This is a genomic window from Arthrobacter sp. 05N33_2 (genome assembly GCF_056397425.1).
Window position 1 is genome coordinate 168,940 of sequence record NZ_JBFTNJ010000001.1, and the last position, 15,354, is coordinate 184,293.

A 15,354-nucleotide genomic window follows, 5' to 3' on the forward strand; every position below is an offset into this window, starting at 1 on the left:
AAGTACCTAGCGAGGCATGGAATATCGGCGTATTGCTGGTGATGTGAACGCCGCCAGGTTCCTAGAGCCGGACGCCGGCGGTACCGGCGTCAACCTCCCCGCCGCGGGGCCGTGGCATCCAGGGGATCAGAGCTCCGCACGCGGCCGTGCCGGTGACCTGCGTTCCCGGCCCTGGAGCCGGTATGTCGCTTTGGGCGACTCGTTCACGGCAGGCGTCGGCGACCCGGAACCGCTGAGCCCCGGGGGCATTCGGGGGTGGGCGGACCGCATCGCCGAGGAACTCGGCGAGGGCCGCCGCGAGTTCGGGTACGCAAACCTTGCCATCAGCGGCCTGGTCCTGCGCGAAATACTCGACCAGCAACTCGGACCGGCCCTGAACCTGAAGCCTGACCTCGTCTCGCTCTCCGCCGGCGGGAACGATCTCGTGTTTCATCGCGGCGATCCGGACCGGATGGCCGCGGCCCTGGACGACGCCGTGGCAGCCCTCTCTGCCACCGGGGCCACGGTGGTCCTGTTCACCGGGCCGGACTGGGGCGAAACCGCCGTGTTCGGACACATCCGGGGGAAGGTCGCGGTATTCAACGAGAACATCCGTGTCATCGCCGCCCGGCGTGATGTCGTCATCGCCGATTTGTGGGCCCTGCGGCAACTGAGCGATCCGCGGATGTGGGATCCGGACCGCCTGCACTTCTCGCCGCTGGGACACCACACCATTGCGGCCATGGTCCTGGACACGCTCAGCGTGCCACACCGTCTGCGGCCGCTGGAACCGAAGCCGATGCCGCCGGGCAACTGGCGGGAGACCCGGGCCGGTGACCTGGCATGGATGGCGCACTACATGCTGCCCTGGATGGTGAGCCGGATCAGGCCGCGCGCAGACACCCCGCCCCGGCAGGCCAAACGCCCGCTGCCCGGACCGCCTCCCGGGGTCCCGGACTCCGGGCACAAACCCCTAGTCCGGCCGGGTTCGGTCGGCTAGTCTGCAGGAACGGCCCACAGCCGGGCATCGATGGCGATCACGAGGAGCGAAGTTGCCTAATCACACTTACAGCATTTCTGAAATTGTCGGAACCTCGAACGAGGGCGTCGATGCGGCCGTCCGGAACGGCATCGCCGAGGCCGCCAAGACCCTCCGGAACCTTGACTGGTTCGAAGTCAAGGAGATCCGCGGCCACCTTGAAAACGGGCAGGTCGCCGACTGGCAGGTCACCATCAAGCTGGGGTTCCGCCTGGAGCGTTGACGCCAGACTCCGGAGCGGGCCGGCACGCACCGTCCCGCTCCGGAGAAACCCGCAACCCGTCAGGGCAGAGGAGGCCAGGGCGGAGAGGAAAACTTCATGCGCTATACGCATCTGGGCCGCTCCGGCCTGACAGTCTCGCGGCTTTGCCTGGGCACCATGAACTTTGGCCCGCAGACCGAGGAGACGCAGGCCTTCGCCATCCTGGACACCGCGCAGGCCGCCGGCATCAACTTCGTCGACACGGCCAATGTGTATGGCGGGTCCAGCCACCGCGGCTGGACGGAGGAAATACTCGGCCGCTGGTTCGCCCAGGGCGGCGAGCGCCGCGAGCGCACGGTGCTTGCCACCAAGTTGTTCGGCACCATGACCGACCGGCCCAACGAGTCCAAACTCTCGGCACTGCACATCCGCCGGGCGCTCGATGCCAGCCTGAAGCGGCTGCAGACGGACTACATCGATCTGTACCAGTTCCATCACGTGGACCGGAACACGCCCTGGGATGAGATCTGGCAGGCTGTCGAGGTCGCCGTCCAGCAAGGCAAGATCCTGTACTCCGGCAGCAGCAACTTCGCCGGCTGGCACATCGCCCGGGCCCAGGAAACAGCCGGCCGCCGCAACTACAACGGGCTGGTCAGCGAGCAGTCGATTTACAACCTGCTGACCCGGGACGTGGAATTGGAGGTCATCCCGGCCGCCCAGCAGTATGGCCTGGGGATCCTGCCATGGTCGCCGTTGCACGGCGGCCTGCTCGGCGGAGTGCTGAAGAAGGAGAACGACGGCGTCCGGCGCATCGCGGGCCGGGCCCTCGAGGCGCTCAAGTCGCACCAGAAACAGATCCGGCGATACGAGGAATTCGCCGCCGAACTGGGTCAGGAACCCGCGGACCTGGCACTCGCGTGGCTGCTCCACCAGCCGGCAGTCACCGCTCCGATCATCGGCCCGCGTACCCTCGAGCAGCTCGAAGCCTCCGTCAGGGCGCACAAATTGAAGCTCGACACCGATGCACTCAAGCGCCTCGACGAGATCTTCCCGGGCCACAGGACGGCTCCGGAAGACTACGCATGGTAGGGCGCAGTCGGCTGTTTTGGCACCCCGCCCGCCGAACCCACGGGTGTCGGGTGGCTCTTTGATACTAAGCATGATTAGTATTAGGGCAGAAGGATGTAGCGCACCCGGCGATCCGGGTGCCTCCTCTATGAAAGAAGAAGGAACGAAAAATGGGTTTTCTCGCATTTCTGATTCTGGGCCTCATCGCCGGCGCCATCGCTAAGGCTATCCTCCCGGGACGTCAGGGCGGTGGCATCATCATCACTCTGATCCTGGGCGTCGTCGGCGCCCTGCTCGGCGGATTCATTGGCAGCGCACTGTTCGGCGTGGGCATCAACGAGTTCTTCTCGCTGTCGACCTGGCTGCTGGCCATCGGCGGTGCGATCATCGTCCTGCTCGTTTACGGCATGATCAGCAAGCGCTCAGCCCGCTAACACGGAAGCTGACCGGAAACCGGCCCTGGGTTATTCCCGGGGCCGGTTTTTTGCACTATTTTGACAGCAAGGCGGCCCGCCGGCCGCATGGTCCGGCACTGCCACCCACTGTCCACGAACTGTTCAACAACGTCTACTTTTCACCTACGTCAGGGAGCAGGAGCACAGCATGAAGGGCAAATTTCTTTTCGCCACCGGACTGGCAGCAGGGTACGTCCTGGGATCGCGGTCAGGCCGCGCAGCCTATGACAAGCTCAAGGCCAGGTCGGCAGAGCTCTGGCACAGCAAGCCGGTCCAGGACAAGGTGGCCGCGGCAGCAGAAACGGTCAAAGACAAAGCCCCCGAGGTCTCCGAGCATCTCGGCGAAGCCGCGCGCCGCGCCGGTACCGTCATAAGCTCCGCTGTCCACCGCGATGCCGGCCACGGAAGCACGTCCGCGGCCACGCCCGGAACGGCCACGCCAGGAAAACCGGGAGCAGCCACGCCCGGAACGCCGGCACCCGCGGCCCGCGATGTCCATTCCGACCCTGCGCTCACCGACCAGACCGGCCAGGACTGGTCAGACGAGGGCGGCGCCACCCCGGCGGGCCCCGCCACCAACGTGGACGGGGACAAACTGCCCTAGGAGTTTCTTTGAGGGGCCACCGTCGCCGCCCCTGCCGGCCACCGCCCGCCGGAGGGCAGCAGCACGCCGGCCACCACGGTGGCCCCCAGTTCCTCCGAGCGCAGCACCCGGGCCGCCAGTCCGTGCCCGCGGAGGATTCCGGCCGTCTGCGCGGACTGCCGGCGGCTGGTCTCTATCAGCACGTGGCCGCCGGGCGCCAGCCACTGCCGCGCGCCGGCGGCGACCCGCCGCTGCACCTGAAGCCCGTCGGCGCCGCCGTCGAGGCAGGCCCGCGGCTCGTGGACGCGCGCTTCCTGCGGCATGGTTTCGATGTCTGCCGAGGGAACGTAGGGGGCGTTGACGGCCAGCAGCCGGACCCGGCCCCGGAGGGCCGCCGGGAGGGGAGCATAGAGATCACCCTCGTGGACCTCCCCGCCCAGGGGCAGGACGTTGGTGCGTGCACAGGACACGGCCGCGGGGTCGATATCGGCGCAGTGGAGTTCGGCGGGGCCGGCGAGGGCCGCGAGCGCCGCACCGACAGCGCCGGACCCGCAGCACAGATCGACAACGACCGGTGCCGGGGCGTCGCCCCGCGCCATGCGGCTTGCGTCCAGGAACGCAGCGGCCTGCCGGACGAGGAATTCCGTCCGGCGGCGGGGCACGAAGACTCCGGCGTCGACCGCGATGCGGAGTCCGCAGAATTCCGCCCAACCGAGAATGTGTTCAAGGGGAAGGCCGGCGACCCTCCGGCCGGCCATCCGTTCGAGCGCCTCCGGGGTCGGGGCCGCGTCGATCAGCAGGCGGGCCTCGTCTTCGGCAAACACGCAGCCGGCTGCCCGGAGCCTGGCCGTGAGTATCTCGTGCGGGGAAAGATGGCGGATTACTGGCATGGGTGCGCCTTTCGGTCGGGTGTCAGACGCCCTCACCGTGAGCTGGCCGAGGCCGGCACTGCTGGGCGGGCATCCTTTCTGGACTTGCGTGAACGGGACCCACCTCCTTTTGCTGCAGTTGCTCGATTGCCCCATGCTACCGAAGCCGCCCGCGGCCAGCTGTGATTGGGTCTGCTGTGATTAGTCCGGGTTTTGCGGCGGACTGCGGCGGCGGATTGTGACGCCTGCTTGGGATGCCTTGGCGGCGGCGGCTGGCAGGATGGCAGCATGGACTCCCTCCCTGCCCACGATCTCATCTGGACCGGCTCCTACACGGCAGATTCCGGCGGCCGCGGCACGGGGATCGGCGCGGTTGCCGCGGCGGCCGACGGCACATTGCGCTGGTTGGGTGTTGCGGCGGCGGCCGACTCGCCGTCCTTCCTGGCGGTCCACCCGTCTCTCCCTGTGGTCTATGCCGTGGCCGAGCAGGCCAGGACCGTCCGGGCCTACCGCCGGGCCGGCGCGTTTGGACTGGAGCCCGCGGGCCCGGCGTGGCCGGCCGGTGACGCGGCCTGCCATGTCGCCGTCGAGCCTTCCGGCCGTTTCCTCGTTGTCTGCTGCTGGGGCGACGGCCGGGTGCTGTTCTATGAGCTCGACGCCGACGGCGGCATTGTTGACCGGACGGCCGGCGTCGAATCGCGCGACCCGTACGGTGAGACTCCCGGCGGCGGCCCCGGCGAACGGGAAAAACGGCCGAGCCGCGCTCATGCGGCACTTATGCTGGCCGACGGCAGGGTGATGACCACCGACCTCGGCCACGACCTGCTGCGGATCTGGAATGTCGGATCCGGACCGGGGCTGGCTCTGGGGCCGGCCCTGGACCACGAGGTGGTCCTGCCGCGGGGCAGCGGCCCGCGGCACCTGGTCCAGCATCAGGGCGGCCATGTCTTTGTGGTGACCGAGTATTCAATCGAGGTGGCTGTGGCCGGGTTGTCGCCGGACTCCGGGGACTTCCGGCTCGGATTCGTCGGGCCCGCCGGCGCCGCCGGGGCGCAGCCGGATGATTCGGCGGCAGAGATCGCGTTGGCGGCCGACGGCAGGTACGCCTATGTGGGCGTCCGCGGTTCGAACCGGGTCTGCGTGCTGGAGGTGGAGGCCGGGGGCGCGGCGCTGCGTCCGGTGGCCGACGTCCCCAGCGGCGGCGACTGGCCCCGGCACCACGCGGTCCGCGACGGCTTGCTGCACGTCGCCCACGAACGCTCCGGCGACATCGTGACGTTTCCTCTGGACGCGGCATCAGGGTTGCCGGGTATCCCTGCGGACCGGCTGCAGGTGGCCTCCCCCACGGCGCTGGTGCCGGCCCGGCCCCGGCTGGCGCACCGGGGGTGAGGAGCCGGCGCCCGGCTGACGCGGTGCTGCGGCGAAGAGCAGGCTGGTGAGAAACGGCCGCTGGGTCAGCAGGCCGCGGCAAGCCCCGCAGCAGCCTGATCGACGCCCTGTTCGCCACCATCCAGCTGGATCCCGCTCAACTGAAACCCGCCCTCCAGCTGGAACACGCTCTCCGCCTGGAAACCGTCGGCGAAGTGGAGTCCGTCCCCCGGCTGGATACCGCCGTCGAGCTGGAAGCCACAGGGACAGCGCCACAGGGCCGGAAGATCGAGGGACGGGTCCGCGGGCCCGAACGAGTAGGAGGGCATCGCCGGCTCAGGCGAGGTCCACTGCATGGGTGCGCCGCAGTGCAGCGGGGCGCCGGGCGGGAGCACTGTCGCAGGGTCCCCGGTCAGGGTTGCGGATTCAGCCACGGCGCCTACTCTCGTTGAGATCTAAAAAACAAGTAGTAAGCATACATATAACTAGTTAAACGAGCTAGTTATGCCGCTCGGCGCCGATGGCCGCGCTCATCCGGCGGAGGAAAGTAATGACCACGCGGGCGTCCTCCGCGCTCATGGACTCTGCCACCTCCATCATGCGCCGGTGCATGTGTCCAAGCGTGGCGCGGACTTCGGAGTCCGTCGCCACCGTCGGCACGATCACAAGGGAGCGCCGGTCCGTCGGGTGCGGCTCCCGCCGGACATGCCCGCTTGCTACCAGCCGGTCGATCAGGGACGTTGTGGAAGCGGTGGTGATGCCCAGGACGCGGCTGAGATCCTTCGGGCCAACCCGTTCGCCTGTCGCCTTAGCCCGCAGCAGGTAGCGCAAAGCCAGCAGGTCCGTCTCACCCATGCCCATCGAATCGCGGGTGGACCGCCTGGTCGCCACCTCCGAGATCCGATAGTCGCGGAGGGCCTGCAGGATCGCCGCCGGAGGATCCAGGCTGTCATCGGGGCCATACCAGTATCCGGAGGCGCCGTGGGAGTCCATTCGCCAAGCCTAGCGGAACTGGTAACTAGCCAGCCGTGCAATCCGGGTGGCTGCAGCCACACGGCCCCAGGGCCCCGGAGCCCTGGCGGCTAGGGCCCCCGAACCGCCCGGACTGGACCCCGGTGGCGGGCACAAAAAAACCCCGGCCTCCTGTTGCCAGGAAACCGGGGTTTTTCCACTCTTCGCTAAAAGAGTGGGCCCTGTGGGGATCGAACCCACGACCCACGGATTAAAAGTCCGATGCTCTACCAACTGAGCTAAAGGCCCCAGCCGACAGCCCCGAACCAGCGGATACATCCGCTGATGCAGCGCGTTTCGGCCCAGTCCATTTCTGGACGTTAACACTGTACCCCAGACCCGGGCCGGCTTTTTTCACGTTGGCCGCACCGGCGGCGTCGGCCCCCGGCGTCTACGGCAGCAGCGCGCACCGATCCTCGATTCCCTTGCGGCACTGGAGTAGCGTGGGGGCATGAGCGAGCAAGCAGGATCAAGCGCCCCCGGCCCGCGGCACCACAAGCCGAAACCCTTCGCACCGATCGACTTTGAGCCTTTCGCCGGAGGGGCCGATCCTGCCCGCGTCTCGGAGGCGGCCCATCTGGCCGCGCAGGCTCTCGTGCGCCGCGGCCGGGACAGCGACGATCCCAAAGTCACCAAACGGCTCGTCAAACTCGCCGATGAGCAGGGCCTGGAAGCAATCGCCGAAATGTGGGCCGAAAGCCCCGCCCGGTCCCTCCCCGGCGCGCTGTGGCGCCTGTACGCCCTGCGGGCCGCCACCATCCAGGATCCCGAGCGGATCTCCGTCTACTTCAAGGCGGGCAAGGACACGGCCCAGGTTTCGCATGTGGTCGCCGGCGCGGCCGAACCGCCCGGCGCCGATGAGATGAAATCCATGGCGGACGCCATCCTCTCCGGGGCGTTCGACGGCGAATTCGACGTCGCCCTGGAACGCTCCGCAGCGTTCTGCCGCGTGGTGGCCCTGGGCCAGGCAACGCTTGCGGACAACGCCGAGCACAGCAACGAAAACCACGCCAGCAAACTCACCCGCAACTCGCATCTGCTCGTCAAGACGGCCGAGGACCTCGAGCACGCCGCCAACGCGTGGCGGCTGGGCGAACTGGACTGAGGGGCCAGCCGGGCCGGGCGGCAGGCGCCCGGATGACGGGCCCGCAGCACCCAGGACACGCACGGCTCGGGCAGGCTGTCAATGTTGACTTGCATGAACCTACGTAGAAAACTAAAAGCGGTGCCGAACCGCGAAACCCCCGGGCTTCAACATTTAGCCGCCTAGAGCGGCCTACCGCCGAGAGGCGTATCCGGTTCGGCACCATTTTCATGCCTTCTGACCCTGATGTTCGCCCGGTTTTCACCTGCGCCGTCACACGCCGCGTCGGGCCGGGCCGGACCCGCCGCGGACGGTAAAGTGATGCGTATGCACTGGTCACCGTCAAGTCACACGGCCGGCCGGCTCCACCCGCGAACCTCCTCCCGGAAGACCGGTGACACCACGTGAAGCTGCGCCTGTTCCCCCAGGAGTCCGCCGGACTGAACCTGCTCTCCCAAATGGCGCGCCAGATCGTGCTGGGGACCGGAACACTCTCGGAGATCCTCGGCGCCCCGGCCAGCGAGCATGCCCGGCTGGTGGAGGACATGCACAACCACGAGGCCAAATCCGCGGAGCTGCACTTTGCCCTCCTGACCCATATGCGCACCAGCTTCGTGAACCCGCTGCCGCGCGAGGACATGTACACGCTGTCCCGGTTCCTCAACGAGGCCATGGAGAAGCTCGACGCCGCCGCCGAGCTCGTCTCCCTTTACAAGCTCGAACGGCTGCCCAGGCGGGCCGCCGACCAGCTGGAAATCATCAGCCGCCAGGCCGAACTAACGGTCGATGCGATGCGGCGGCTGAACAATCTGGACGACCTCGAGGACTACTGGATCGAGATCCTGCGCCTGGCCAAGCGTGCCGAGCGCACGCACCGGGTCTGGGTCGCGGACATGCTCCACGAGATGAAGGCCATGCAGTACGCGCGCAACCGCGACGTCGCGAACCAGCTCGTGGAAGTCACGAAGGACATGCGCCGGATCGCCACCCAGGTGGGCAGCATCATCGTCAAGGAATCCTGACGTGGTGCTCTTCTTCCTTGCCCTGGTGCTGCTCTGCGCCGGGGCCTTTGCATTCCTCAACGGGTTCAGGGACGCGTCCTCGTCGGTGGCGCTGGCCGTGCGGACGCGCGCGCTGACCCCAACAGTGGCGGTGATTCTGGCCAGCCTGTTCAACTTCATCGGCGCCGGGCTGAGCGCCGCCCTGGCGCTGGCCGTCAGCCAGGCGTGGCTGTCGCTGCCGCCGGGCACAAACGGCCTGACGATTCTGCTGGCCGCGCTGCTGAGCGCCATCCTCTGGGGCGTCTACTTGTGGTGGCGCGGCATCCCCTCGTCCTCCACCCATGCCTTGGTCGGCGGGCTCGCCGGGGCGGGGGTCGCCAGCGTCGCCGTCGGCGGAAACCCCGTCATGGGCGTTGACGCCTCGCTCCTGTCCCAGGTGGTGCTCCCGCTGCTGATCTCACCGGTGATCGCCTATGCGGGGTCGTTCCTGCTGGTCTGGCCCGCGGGCTGGGCGGCCCGGTACACGCCGCCCAATGTCGTCAACACCCGCTCCCGGCGGGCCCAGGCCATTGCCGCGGGCGCCGTCGCCTTCGGGCACGGGCTGCAGGACGGCCAACGCACCAGCGCGGTGGTGATCCTGGCGCTGCTGGCGGCCGGGCTCTCCGACGGCGGTTCAGTGCCGGCGTGGGTGGCCCTGCTGACGGCCGTCTTGCTGTCGGCGGGAACCCTCGCGGGCGGGTGGCGGATTTCCTACACCATCGGCTACCGGCTGACCCGGGTCGATCCCCTGCGCGGATTCGTCGCGCAGATGTACAGCGCGGTGATGCTGCTGGTGGGCGCGATCGGGCTGCACTGGCCCGTCTCCACCACGCACACGGTGACGGCGGCAACCCTTGGCGCCGGCGCCAACCAGAGTTTCCCGGGCACCGACCGGCGGCTGGTGATCCGCATCCTGGTGTTCTGGGTAGCGACCCCGGTTGTCACCGCCGCCGCCGCGTTCGTCCTGCAGTTGGCGCTCTCGACGGTGGCCGGCCTGTAGGACTCGGTTGGTTATCCGAAGCGGCCGGAGACGTAGTCCTCGGTGGCCTTCTCGGTCGGGTTGCTGAAGATCGTGGGGGTGTCGCCGAACTCGATCAGCTTGCCCGGCTTGCCGGTGCCGGCAATGTTGAAGAAGGCCGTCTTGTCCGACACGCGGGCAGCCTGCTGCATGTTGTGCGTCACGATCACCACCGTGTACTGGTCCTTGAGCTCGTTGATGAGGTCCTCAATGGCCAGCGTCGAGATCGGGTCCAGGGCGGAGCAGGGCTCGTCCATGAGGATCACCTGGGGTTCAACGGCAATCGCGCGCGCAATGCACAGGCGCTGCTGCTGGCCGCCGGAGAGCCCGGAGCCGGGCTTGGCCAGACGGTCCTTGACCTCGTTCCAGAGGTTGGCCCCCTGCAGGGACCGCTCCACCAGGACATCGGCCTCGCCCTTGGAGATCTTCGTGTTGTTCAGCTTCACGCCGGCCAGCACGTTGTCCCGGATGGACATGGTGGGGAACGGGTTGGGGCGCTGGAACACCATGCCGATCTGGGACCGGACGGTGACCGGATCGACGCCGGGGCCGTACAGGTTGTCCCCGTCCAGCAGCACTTCGCCCTCAACCCGCGCACCGGGAATGACCTCGTGCATGCGGTTCAGGGTGCGCAGGAAGGTGGACTTGCCGCAGCCCGAGGGGCCGATGAAGGCCGTGACGGACTTGGCGTCGATGTTGATGTTGACGCCTTCGACGGCCAGGAATTTGCTGTAGTAGACGTTGAGGTCCTTGACGTCGATGCGCTTAGACATGGTGTTCCTTCACTTGCTGGAGGTAGGGGCGGCGGGCGCGGATGGCCTAGCGGCCTGTCTTGGGGGCGAAGATGCGGGCAATCAGGCGGGCGCCGAGGTTGAGCAGCATCACCAGGATGATGAGCACCAGGGCCGCCCCCCAGGCCCGTTGGGAGGACGGATCCGGGTTGGACGGCGAGGTGGGGTTCAGGATCTGGGTGTAGATGAAGGTCGGCAGCGAGGCCATCCAGCCGCTGAACACGTTGGTGTTGATGGTGGTCGCGAATCCGGCGGTGACCAGAATCGGCGCGGTTTCGCCGATCACGCGGGCGATCGCCAGGGTGATGCCGGACGCGATGCCGGAGATCGCCGTCGGGAGAACCACCTTGAGGATGGTCCGCCACTTGCGGACGCCGAGGGCGTAGGCGGCCTCGCGGAGTTCGTTGGGCACGATCTTGAGCATTTCCTCGCTGGAGCGGACCACCACCGGGATCATCAGCACCGACAGTGCGACGGCGGCGACGGCGCCGGTCTTGGTGCCCGGGCCGACCACCGCGAAGAACGCGGCGGCGGCGAACAGGCCGGCGACAATCGAGGGGATGCCGGTCATGACGTCCACGAAGAAGGTGATGGCCCGGGCCAGTGCGCGGTCCTCGCCGTATTCCACGAGGTAGATCGCGGTCAGCAGGCCCACGGGGACCGAGATGAGGGTGGCGAGCACCGTGATCAGCAAGGTGCCCATGAGCGCGTGGTAGATGCCGCCCAGCAGGGGGGCACCTTCCTCGACCGTCTTGTTGTCAAAGGCGCCGGTGACACCGTTCATGGAGGTGGTGAGGAAACCGGGATCCAGGAGCCCGGGTAGCCCATTGATCAACACGGTCCAGATCACCGAGAACAGGGGCAGCAGGGCAACCAGGAAGGCCCCCACAACCAGGCAGGTGGCCAGCTTGTCCTTGGCTTTGCGGGCGCCTTCCACAATAAGGCTCCAGCCCACCAGGCCGGCGGCGAAGAGGACGGCGGAGACGATTCCCCAGCCGAAGGCATTGAAGCCGATCAGCGCGAGGATCGCGGCGCCGAGGATCAAGGCAACGGCCAGGACGATGTACGGCGCGGCCTTGGGCAGTTGGCCCCTGGTCAGCGCCGAGCGCTTGCGTACCGGAGTCAGGGTGGAGGTCATTTAGTTGGCTCCCGAGAATTCTTTGTGCCGGCTGATGATTCCCCGGGCAATCATGTTCACTCCGAGGGTAATGACGAACAGCACCAGGCCCGCGGCGATCAGCGTGCTGACCTTGAGCCCGCTGGCCTCGGGGAAGTTCAGGGCGATTTCGGCGGCGATGGTCTGGTTGCCGGTCTGGATCAGGCTGGCGGTCAGGGCTCCGGAGGACAGCACCAGCGCGACGGCCATGGTCTCGCCGAGGGCCCGGCCCAGTCCCAGCATCACGGCGCTGATGATTCCCGGCCGGCCGAACGGCAGCACGGTCATCCGGATCATCTCCCAGCGGGTGGCCCCGAGCGCCAGCGCGGCCTCTTCGTGCAGCTTGGGGGTCTGCAGGAAGATTTCGCGGGTCAGGGAGGTGATGATCGGCAGGACCATGACGGCGAGCACGATGCCGGCCGTCAGGATGGTCTTGCCGGTGGCGGAGGCGGGGCCCTGGAAGATCGGCAGCCAGCCCATGTTCTCGGCCAGCCAGTTGTACGACGGCGAGATTTCCTTGGCCAGGAACGCGACGCCCCAGGCGCCGTAGACCACGGACGGGATGGCGGCGAGGAGGTCAATCACGTAACCCAGGCCGGAGGCGAGCTTGCGCGGCGCGAAGTGCGAAATGAACAGCGCGACGCCGATCGCGATCGGCGTCGCGATCACGAGAGCGATCACCGAGGCGATGAGGGTGCCGATGACGAGCGGCCAGATGTAGGTGAAGAATCCTTCGCCGCCCTGGATCTTGTCCGCCGGAGCCACGAGGGCGGGGAGCGCCTGGATCACGAGAAACAGTGCCACGCCGAAGAGCACGACGAGGATCAAACACCCTGCTGCCAAGGTGGCTGCGGAAAAGACTTTGTCACCGGCGTGGCCTGCGCCCCGGGACTTGGTCAGGGAGGTGGTGGTCACTTCACGGTCCTTCGGTTTGGATGGGATCCGGGCGCCGGGTGCGGAGGCCTCCGCGGCCGGTGCCCGGCAAATATAGATGTATGGAACAAACGCGTCAGTTCCCTGCTCCATGGCGGCCGCCGGTGACGGCCGCCATGGAGCAGGGAACCTCGATCAGGCCTGTGTTTCCACTATGCCTTTTTCCACTTCGCCTCGCGGCGCAGCGTATCCCTAGGCCTTGGCCTTGACGGAGTCGACGGCAGCCATGGCCTTGTCCTGGAGGGTCTTGGACAGCGGCGCCGACTTGGCGGCGTCGGCGGCGGCCTGCTGGCCCGCGTCGGAGGCGGCGTACTTGACGAAGGCCTTGACCAGGTCAGCGGTGGCCTGCGTGTCGTAGCTGGTGCAGACGATGTGGTAGGACACCAGGACGATCGGGTAGGCACCCGCGACCGTGGTGGTGCGGTCCAGCTTGATGGCGAGGTCGTTGGCGTTGCGGCCCTCGACCGGCTTGCCCTGGTCAACTGCCTTGGAAGCTGCCTCGGCGGAGATCTTCGTGAAGGAGTCGCCGACCTTGATCTGCGCGGTGCCGAGCTTGCCGCTGACAGCGGAGTCGTCGGCGTAGGTCACGGCGCCGGGGGTGTCGGTGACAGTCTTGACGACGCCGGAGGTGCCCTTGGCGTTCTCGCCCTTCAGGCTGGCGGGCCAGACGCCGGCTGCCTTGTCAGTCCACACGGAGGGGGCTACGGCGGACAGGTAGTCGGTGAAGTTGGTGGTGGTGCCCGAGTCATCGGAGCGGTTCACCGGTGTGACCTTGAGGTCCGGCAGCTGGACGCCCGGGTTCATGGCCGCGATGGCGGGGTCATTCCAGTTGGCGACCTCGCCGCGGAAGATCTTTGCGACGGTGGCGGCGTCGAGCTTCAGGTCCGTGATGCCAGGGACGTTGAAGGCGACGGCGATCGGGGAAATGTAGACCGGAATGTCAATGGCTCCGTCGGGACCACACTTTTCCTTGGAGCTGGCGAGTTCGTCATCCTTGAGGTAGGCATCGGAGCCGGCGAACTGGGCCGAGCCGTCGAGGATCGCCTTGCGTCCGGCGCCGGAACCGTCCGGGGAGTACTGCACAGTTGCGCCCTGGTTCGCGGTAGCGAAGTTGGTCTTCCAGACATCCATGGCTGCGCCCTGGGCGGAAGAACCGATGCCGGTCAGGGTGCCGGTGACCGCGGGACCCGAGGCGGACGGCGCCGCGGTCTGGGCCGTGTTGGTTGCGTTGTCCGAACCGCAGGCGGTCAGCGCAAGTGCGCCGACGGCGATTACAGCGATAGCCGCGTTGCGGCCGAAGCGGAGAGCCTTCACTGAGTTGTACCCCTTCCAGGGCTGTGAGTGCCGGGCCTGGAGAAGGCCCGCAGGGATGCGTACGGGTTTGTACCTTTACCGACCGTAAGTGGCCCAGGTGAAGAGAATTGCGGACCAAAGTGAACGGCCGGTGAACGACGCGGGACTATTGGCTTACATATGCCGGGCCGCCATTGTGTTCTGTGCGTCACAGTCGTATCGGCCACACAGTGCCCGCGGCCCGTGCCGTGTCCTGCCGTGCCGGCCGTCCCGGCGCAGCAAATAGACTGGAGGGCATGGCCTCCGCGACTGGACTCTCCGCAAGCGCACGATTCCTGCGCGGCCGGGTCCGCACCGGCTTTGTCCGGAGCCGGAACTCCCTGGGCCCGGCCATCCAGATGACCACTTGCGCCGTGGGCGCTTACGCTTTCGCAGAATACGTCCTGGGTCACAGCGGGCCGTTGTTTGCGGCCACGTCATCCCTTATTGCGCTCGGTTTTTCCCGCGACCCCAGACTGCGCCGCGTCATCGAGGTGGGCTTGGGCTGCACGCTCGGAATCGTGGTCGGAGACCTGCTGCTGCACTGGCTGGGCTCCGGAATCTGGCAGGCCGCCGTCGTGCTCCTTTTCTCCATCCTGCTGGCCAGGTTCCTGGACAGCGGGACGATTTTCACGACGCAACTGGGCCTGCAGTCGGTCCTCGTGGTGCTCCTGCCCGCACCGATCGGGGGTCCGTTCACCCGCAGCATCGACGCCGTGGTGGGCGGAGTGTTCGCGCTGCTGATGACCGTCCTCGTTCCCAAGGATCCGCGGCGTGAACCCCGCAGCGACGTCAAGAAGCTCCTGCACGAGCTCGCCGAGGTGCTGCGGGAATGCGCCTCGGCGCTGAGCTACAGCGATTCCACCCAGGCCTGGCATGCCCTCATCCGGGGCCGGAACTGCCAGCCGCTCGTCGACGCCATGCGCCAGTCGCTGCGTGCCTCCGGCGAAGTGGCAACCCTGGCCCCAGCCTACCGGCGGCACCGGGACGAGCTGGACCAGATGGAGCAGTCGCTGGACTACATCGATCTTGCGCTGCGCAACAGCCGGGTCTTTGCGCGCCGCCTGACCAGCGCCATCAACCATGCGGCGCTCTCGGACGAGGCCACCCAGAACATCGCCGAGGTCCTGCAGGAGACGGCCGCCGCCGTCGACGAACTCTCGCTCGGCCTGGCGGAAGTACACGACGGCGCCCGCCGCGCCCACCTGCGGACAGCACGCTCGGAGCTGCGCGAGATCGCCGTCCGGCTGCATCCGCGGATACTGGACGTCCAGCGGCTGGAGGGCGAAACGGTGGTCATGCTGTTCCGCCCGCTCATGGTGGACCTGCTCGAGGCCGCGGGGCTGGATTCCAAGGAAGCCCGGGACATCCTGCCCCCGCTGTAGCTGCTGCAGCTGGCGCACGGCGCGCTTGTTGTCGCTGGCCC

The 15,354-nt window shown here is 67.6% G+C and carries 17 protein-coding genes and 1 tRNA gene; 10 read left to right on the top strand and 8 right to left on the bottom strand.

The window, feature by feature from the left end; genetic code table 11:
- Positions 1-16 precede the first annotated feature (16 nt).
- The 5 genes from AC1DHX_RS00745 to AC1DHX_RS00765 all read left to right on the top strand — a co-directional run bounded on the left by AC1DHX_RS00745 (position 17) and on the right by AC1DHX_RS00765 (position 3,347).
- Positions 17-979, top strand: coding sequence for an SGNH/GDSL hydrolase family protein (locus AC1DHX_RS00745; protein WP_476849881.1), 963 nt, complete (start codon positions 17-19; stop codon positions 977-979).
- 52 nt (positions 980-1,031) lie between these two features.
- Positions 1,032-1,241, top strand: a complete 210-nt coding sequence (locus AC1DHX_RS00750; protein WP_223914666.1) for a dodecin — start codon at positions 1,032-1,034, stop codon at positions 1,239-1,241.
- Between the two features lie 96 nt (positions 1,242-1,337).
- Positions 1,338-2,309 (top strand): aldo/keto reductase, encoded by a 972-nt coding sequence (locus tag AC1DHX_RS00755; RefSeq protein WP_476859491.1) that lies wholly within the window; start codon positions 1,338-1,340, stop codon positions 2,307-2,309.
- Positions 2,310-2,458: 149 nt separating this feature from the next.
- A complete protein-coding gene (locus AC1DHX_RS00760; RefSeq protein WP_018774889.1) occupies positions 2,459-2,722 on the top strand; it encodes a GlsB/YeaQ/YmgE family stress response membrane protein in 264 nt (87 codons plus the stop codon).
- A gap of 169 nt (positions 2,723-2,891) precedes the next feature.
- The gene (locus AC1DHX_RS00765; RefSeq protein WP_476859492.1) at positions 2,892-3,347 is read left to right on the top strand and encodes a hypothetical protein; all 456 of its coding nucleotides are present in this window, start codon (positions 2,892-2,894) and stop codon (positions 3,345-3,347) included.
- Here the strand turns inward: AC1DHX_RS00765 and AC1DHX_RS00770 are convergent.
- Positions 3,344-4,216: a putative protein N(5)-glutamine methyltransferase gene (locus AC1DHX_RS00770; RefSeq protein WP_476859493.1), complete on the bottom strand. Its 873-nt coding sequence runs from the start codon at positions 4,214-4,216 to the stop codon at positions 3,344-3,346. The genes AC1DHX_RS00765 and AC1DHX_RS00770 overlap by 4 nt on opposite strands.
- A gap of 267 nt (positions 4,217-4,483) precedes the next feature.
- On the opposite strand from AC1DHX_RS00770, the gene AC1DHX_RS00775 reads away from it, so the two are divergent.
- A complete protein-coding gene (locus AC1DHX_RS00775; protein ID WP_476859494.1) occupies positions 4,484-5,584 on the top strand; it encodes a lactonase family protein in 1,101 nt (366 codons plus the stop codon).
- Between the two features lie 65 nt (positions 5,585-5,649).
- Here AC1DHX_RS00775 and AC1DHX_RS00780 read toward each other — a convergent pair whose 3' ends face one another.
- From AC1DHX_RS00780 to AC1DHX_RS00790, 3 genes are all read right to left on the bottom strand, one after another.
- Complete coding sequence (locus tag AC1DHX_RS00780; protein ID WP_476859495.1) at positions 5,650-5,997, bottom strand: hypothetical protein; 348 nt, start codon at positions 5,995-5,997, stop codon at positions 5,650-5,652.
- Between the two features lie 64 nt (positions 5,998-6,061).
- On the bottom strand, positions 6,062-6,556 hold the full coding sequence (locus AC1DHX_RS00785) for a MarR family winged helix-turn-helix transcriptional regulator (RefSeq protein ID WP_028276609.1): 495 nt from the start codon (positions 6,554-6,556) through the stop codon (positions 6,062-6,064).
- A gap of 194 nt (positions 6,557-6,750) precedes the next feature.
- A tRNA-Lys gene (locus AC1DHX_RS00790) sits at positions 6,751-6,823 on the bottom strand.
- Between the two features lie 202 nt (positions 6,824-7,025).
- On the opposite strand from AC1DHX_RS00790, the gene AC1DHX_RS00795 reads away from it, so the two are divergent.
- From AC1DHX_RS00795 to AC1DHX_RS00805, 3 genes are all read left to right on the top strand, one after another.
- A complete protein-coding gene (locus AC1DHX_RS00795; protein ID WP_018774895.1) occupies positions 7,026-7,679 on the top strand; it encodes a hypothetical protein in 654 nt (217 codons plus the stop codon).
- 383 nt (positions 7,680-8,062) lie between these two features.
- Positions 8,063-8,680: a DUF47 domain-containing protein gene (locus tag AC1DHX_RS00800; protein ID WP_028276610.1), complete on the top strand. Its 618-nt coding sequence runs from the start codon at positions 8,063-8,065 to the stop codon at positions 8,678-8,680.
- Position 8,681: 1 nt separating this feature from the next.
- Positions 8,682-9,698, top strand: a complete 1,017-nt coding sequence (locus tag AC1DHX_RS00805) for an inorganic phosphate transporter (protein ID WP_476859496.1) — start codon at positions 8,682-8,684, stop codon at positions 9,696-9,698.
- 11 nt (positions 9,699-9,709) lie between these two features.
- Here AC1DHX_RS00805 and pstB read toward each other — a convergent pair whose 3' ends face one another.
- From pstB to pstS, 4 genes are all read right to left on the bottom strand, one after another.
- Positions 9,710-10,489: a phosphate ABC transporter ATP-binding protein PstB gene (pstB, locus tag AC1DHX_RS00810; protein ID WP_018774898.1), complete on the bottom strand. Its 780-nt coding sequence runs from the start codon at positions 10,487-10,489 to the stop codon at positions 9,710-9,712.
- A 46-nt stretch (positions 10,490-10,535) separates the two neighbouring features.
- Positions 10,536-11,645: a phosphate ABC transporter permease PstA gene (gene pstA, locus AC1DHX_RS00815; protein WP_476856130.1), complete on the bottom strand. Its 1,110-nt coding sequence runs from the start codon at positions 11,643-11,645 to the stop codon at positions 10,536-10,538.
- Positions 11,646-12,578, bottom strand: a complete 933-nt coding sequence (pstC, locus tag AC1DHX_RS00820; protein WP_223914675.1) for a phosphate ABC transporter permease subunit PstC — start codon at positions 12,576-12,578, stop codon at positions 11,646-11,648.
- A gap of 210 nt (positions 12,579-12,788) precedes the next feature.
- Positions 12,789-13,910 (bottom strand): phosphate ABC transporter substrate-binding protein PstS, encoded by a 1,122-nt coding sequence (gene pstS, locus AC1DHX_RS00825; protein ID WP_476849890.1) that lies wholly within the window; start codon positions 13,908-13,910, stop codon positions 12,789-12,791.
- 275 nt (positions 13,911-14,185) lie between these two features.
- On the opposite strand from pstS, the gene AC1DHX_RS00830 reads away from it, so the two are divergent.
- Positions 14,186-15,313, top strand: coding sequence for an FUSC family protein (locus AC1DHX_RS00830; protein ID WP_230007454.1), 1,128 nt, complete (start codon positions 14,186-14,188; stop codon positions 15,311-15,313).
- The last annotated feature ends 41 nt before the right edge of the window (positions 15,314-15,354 follow it).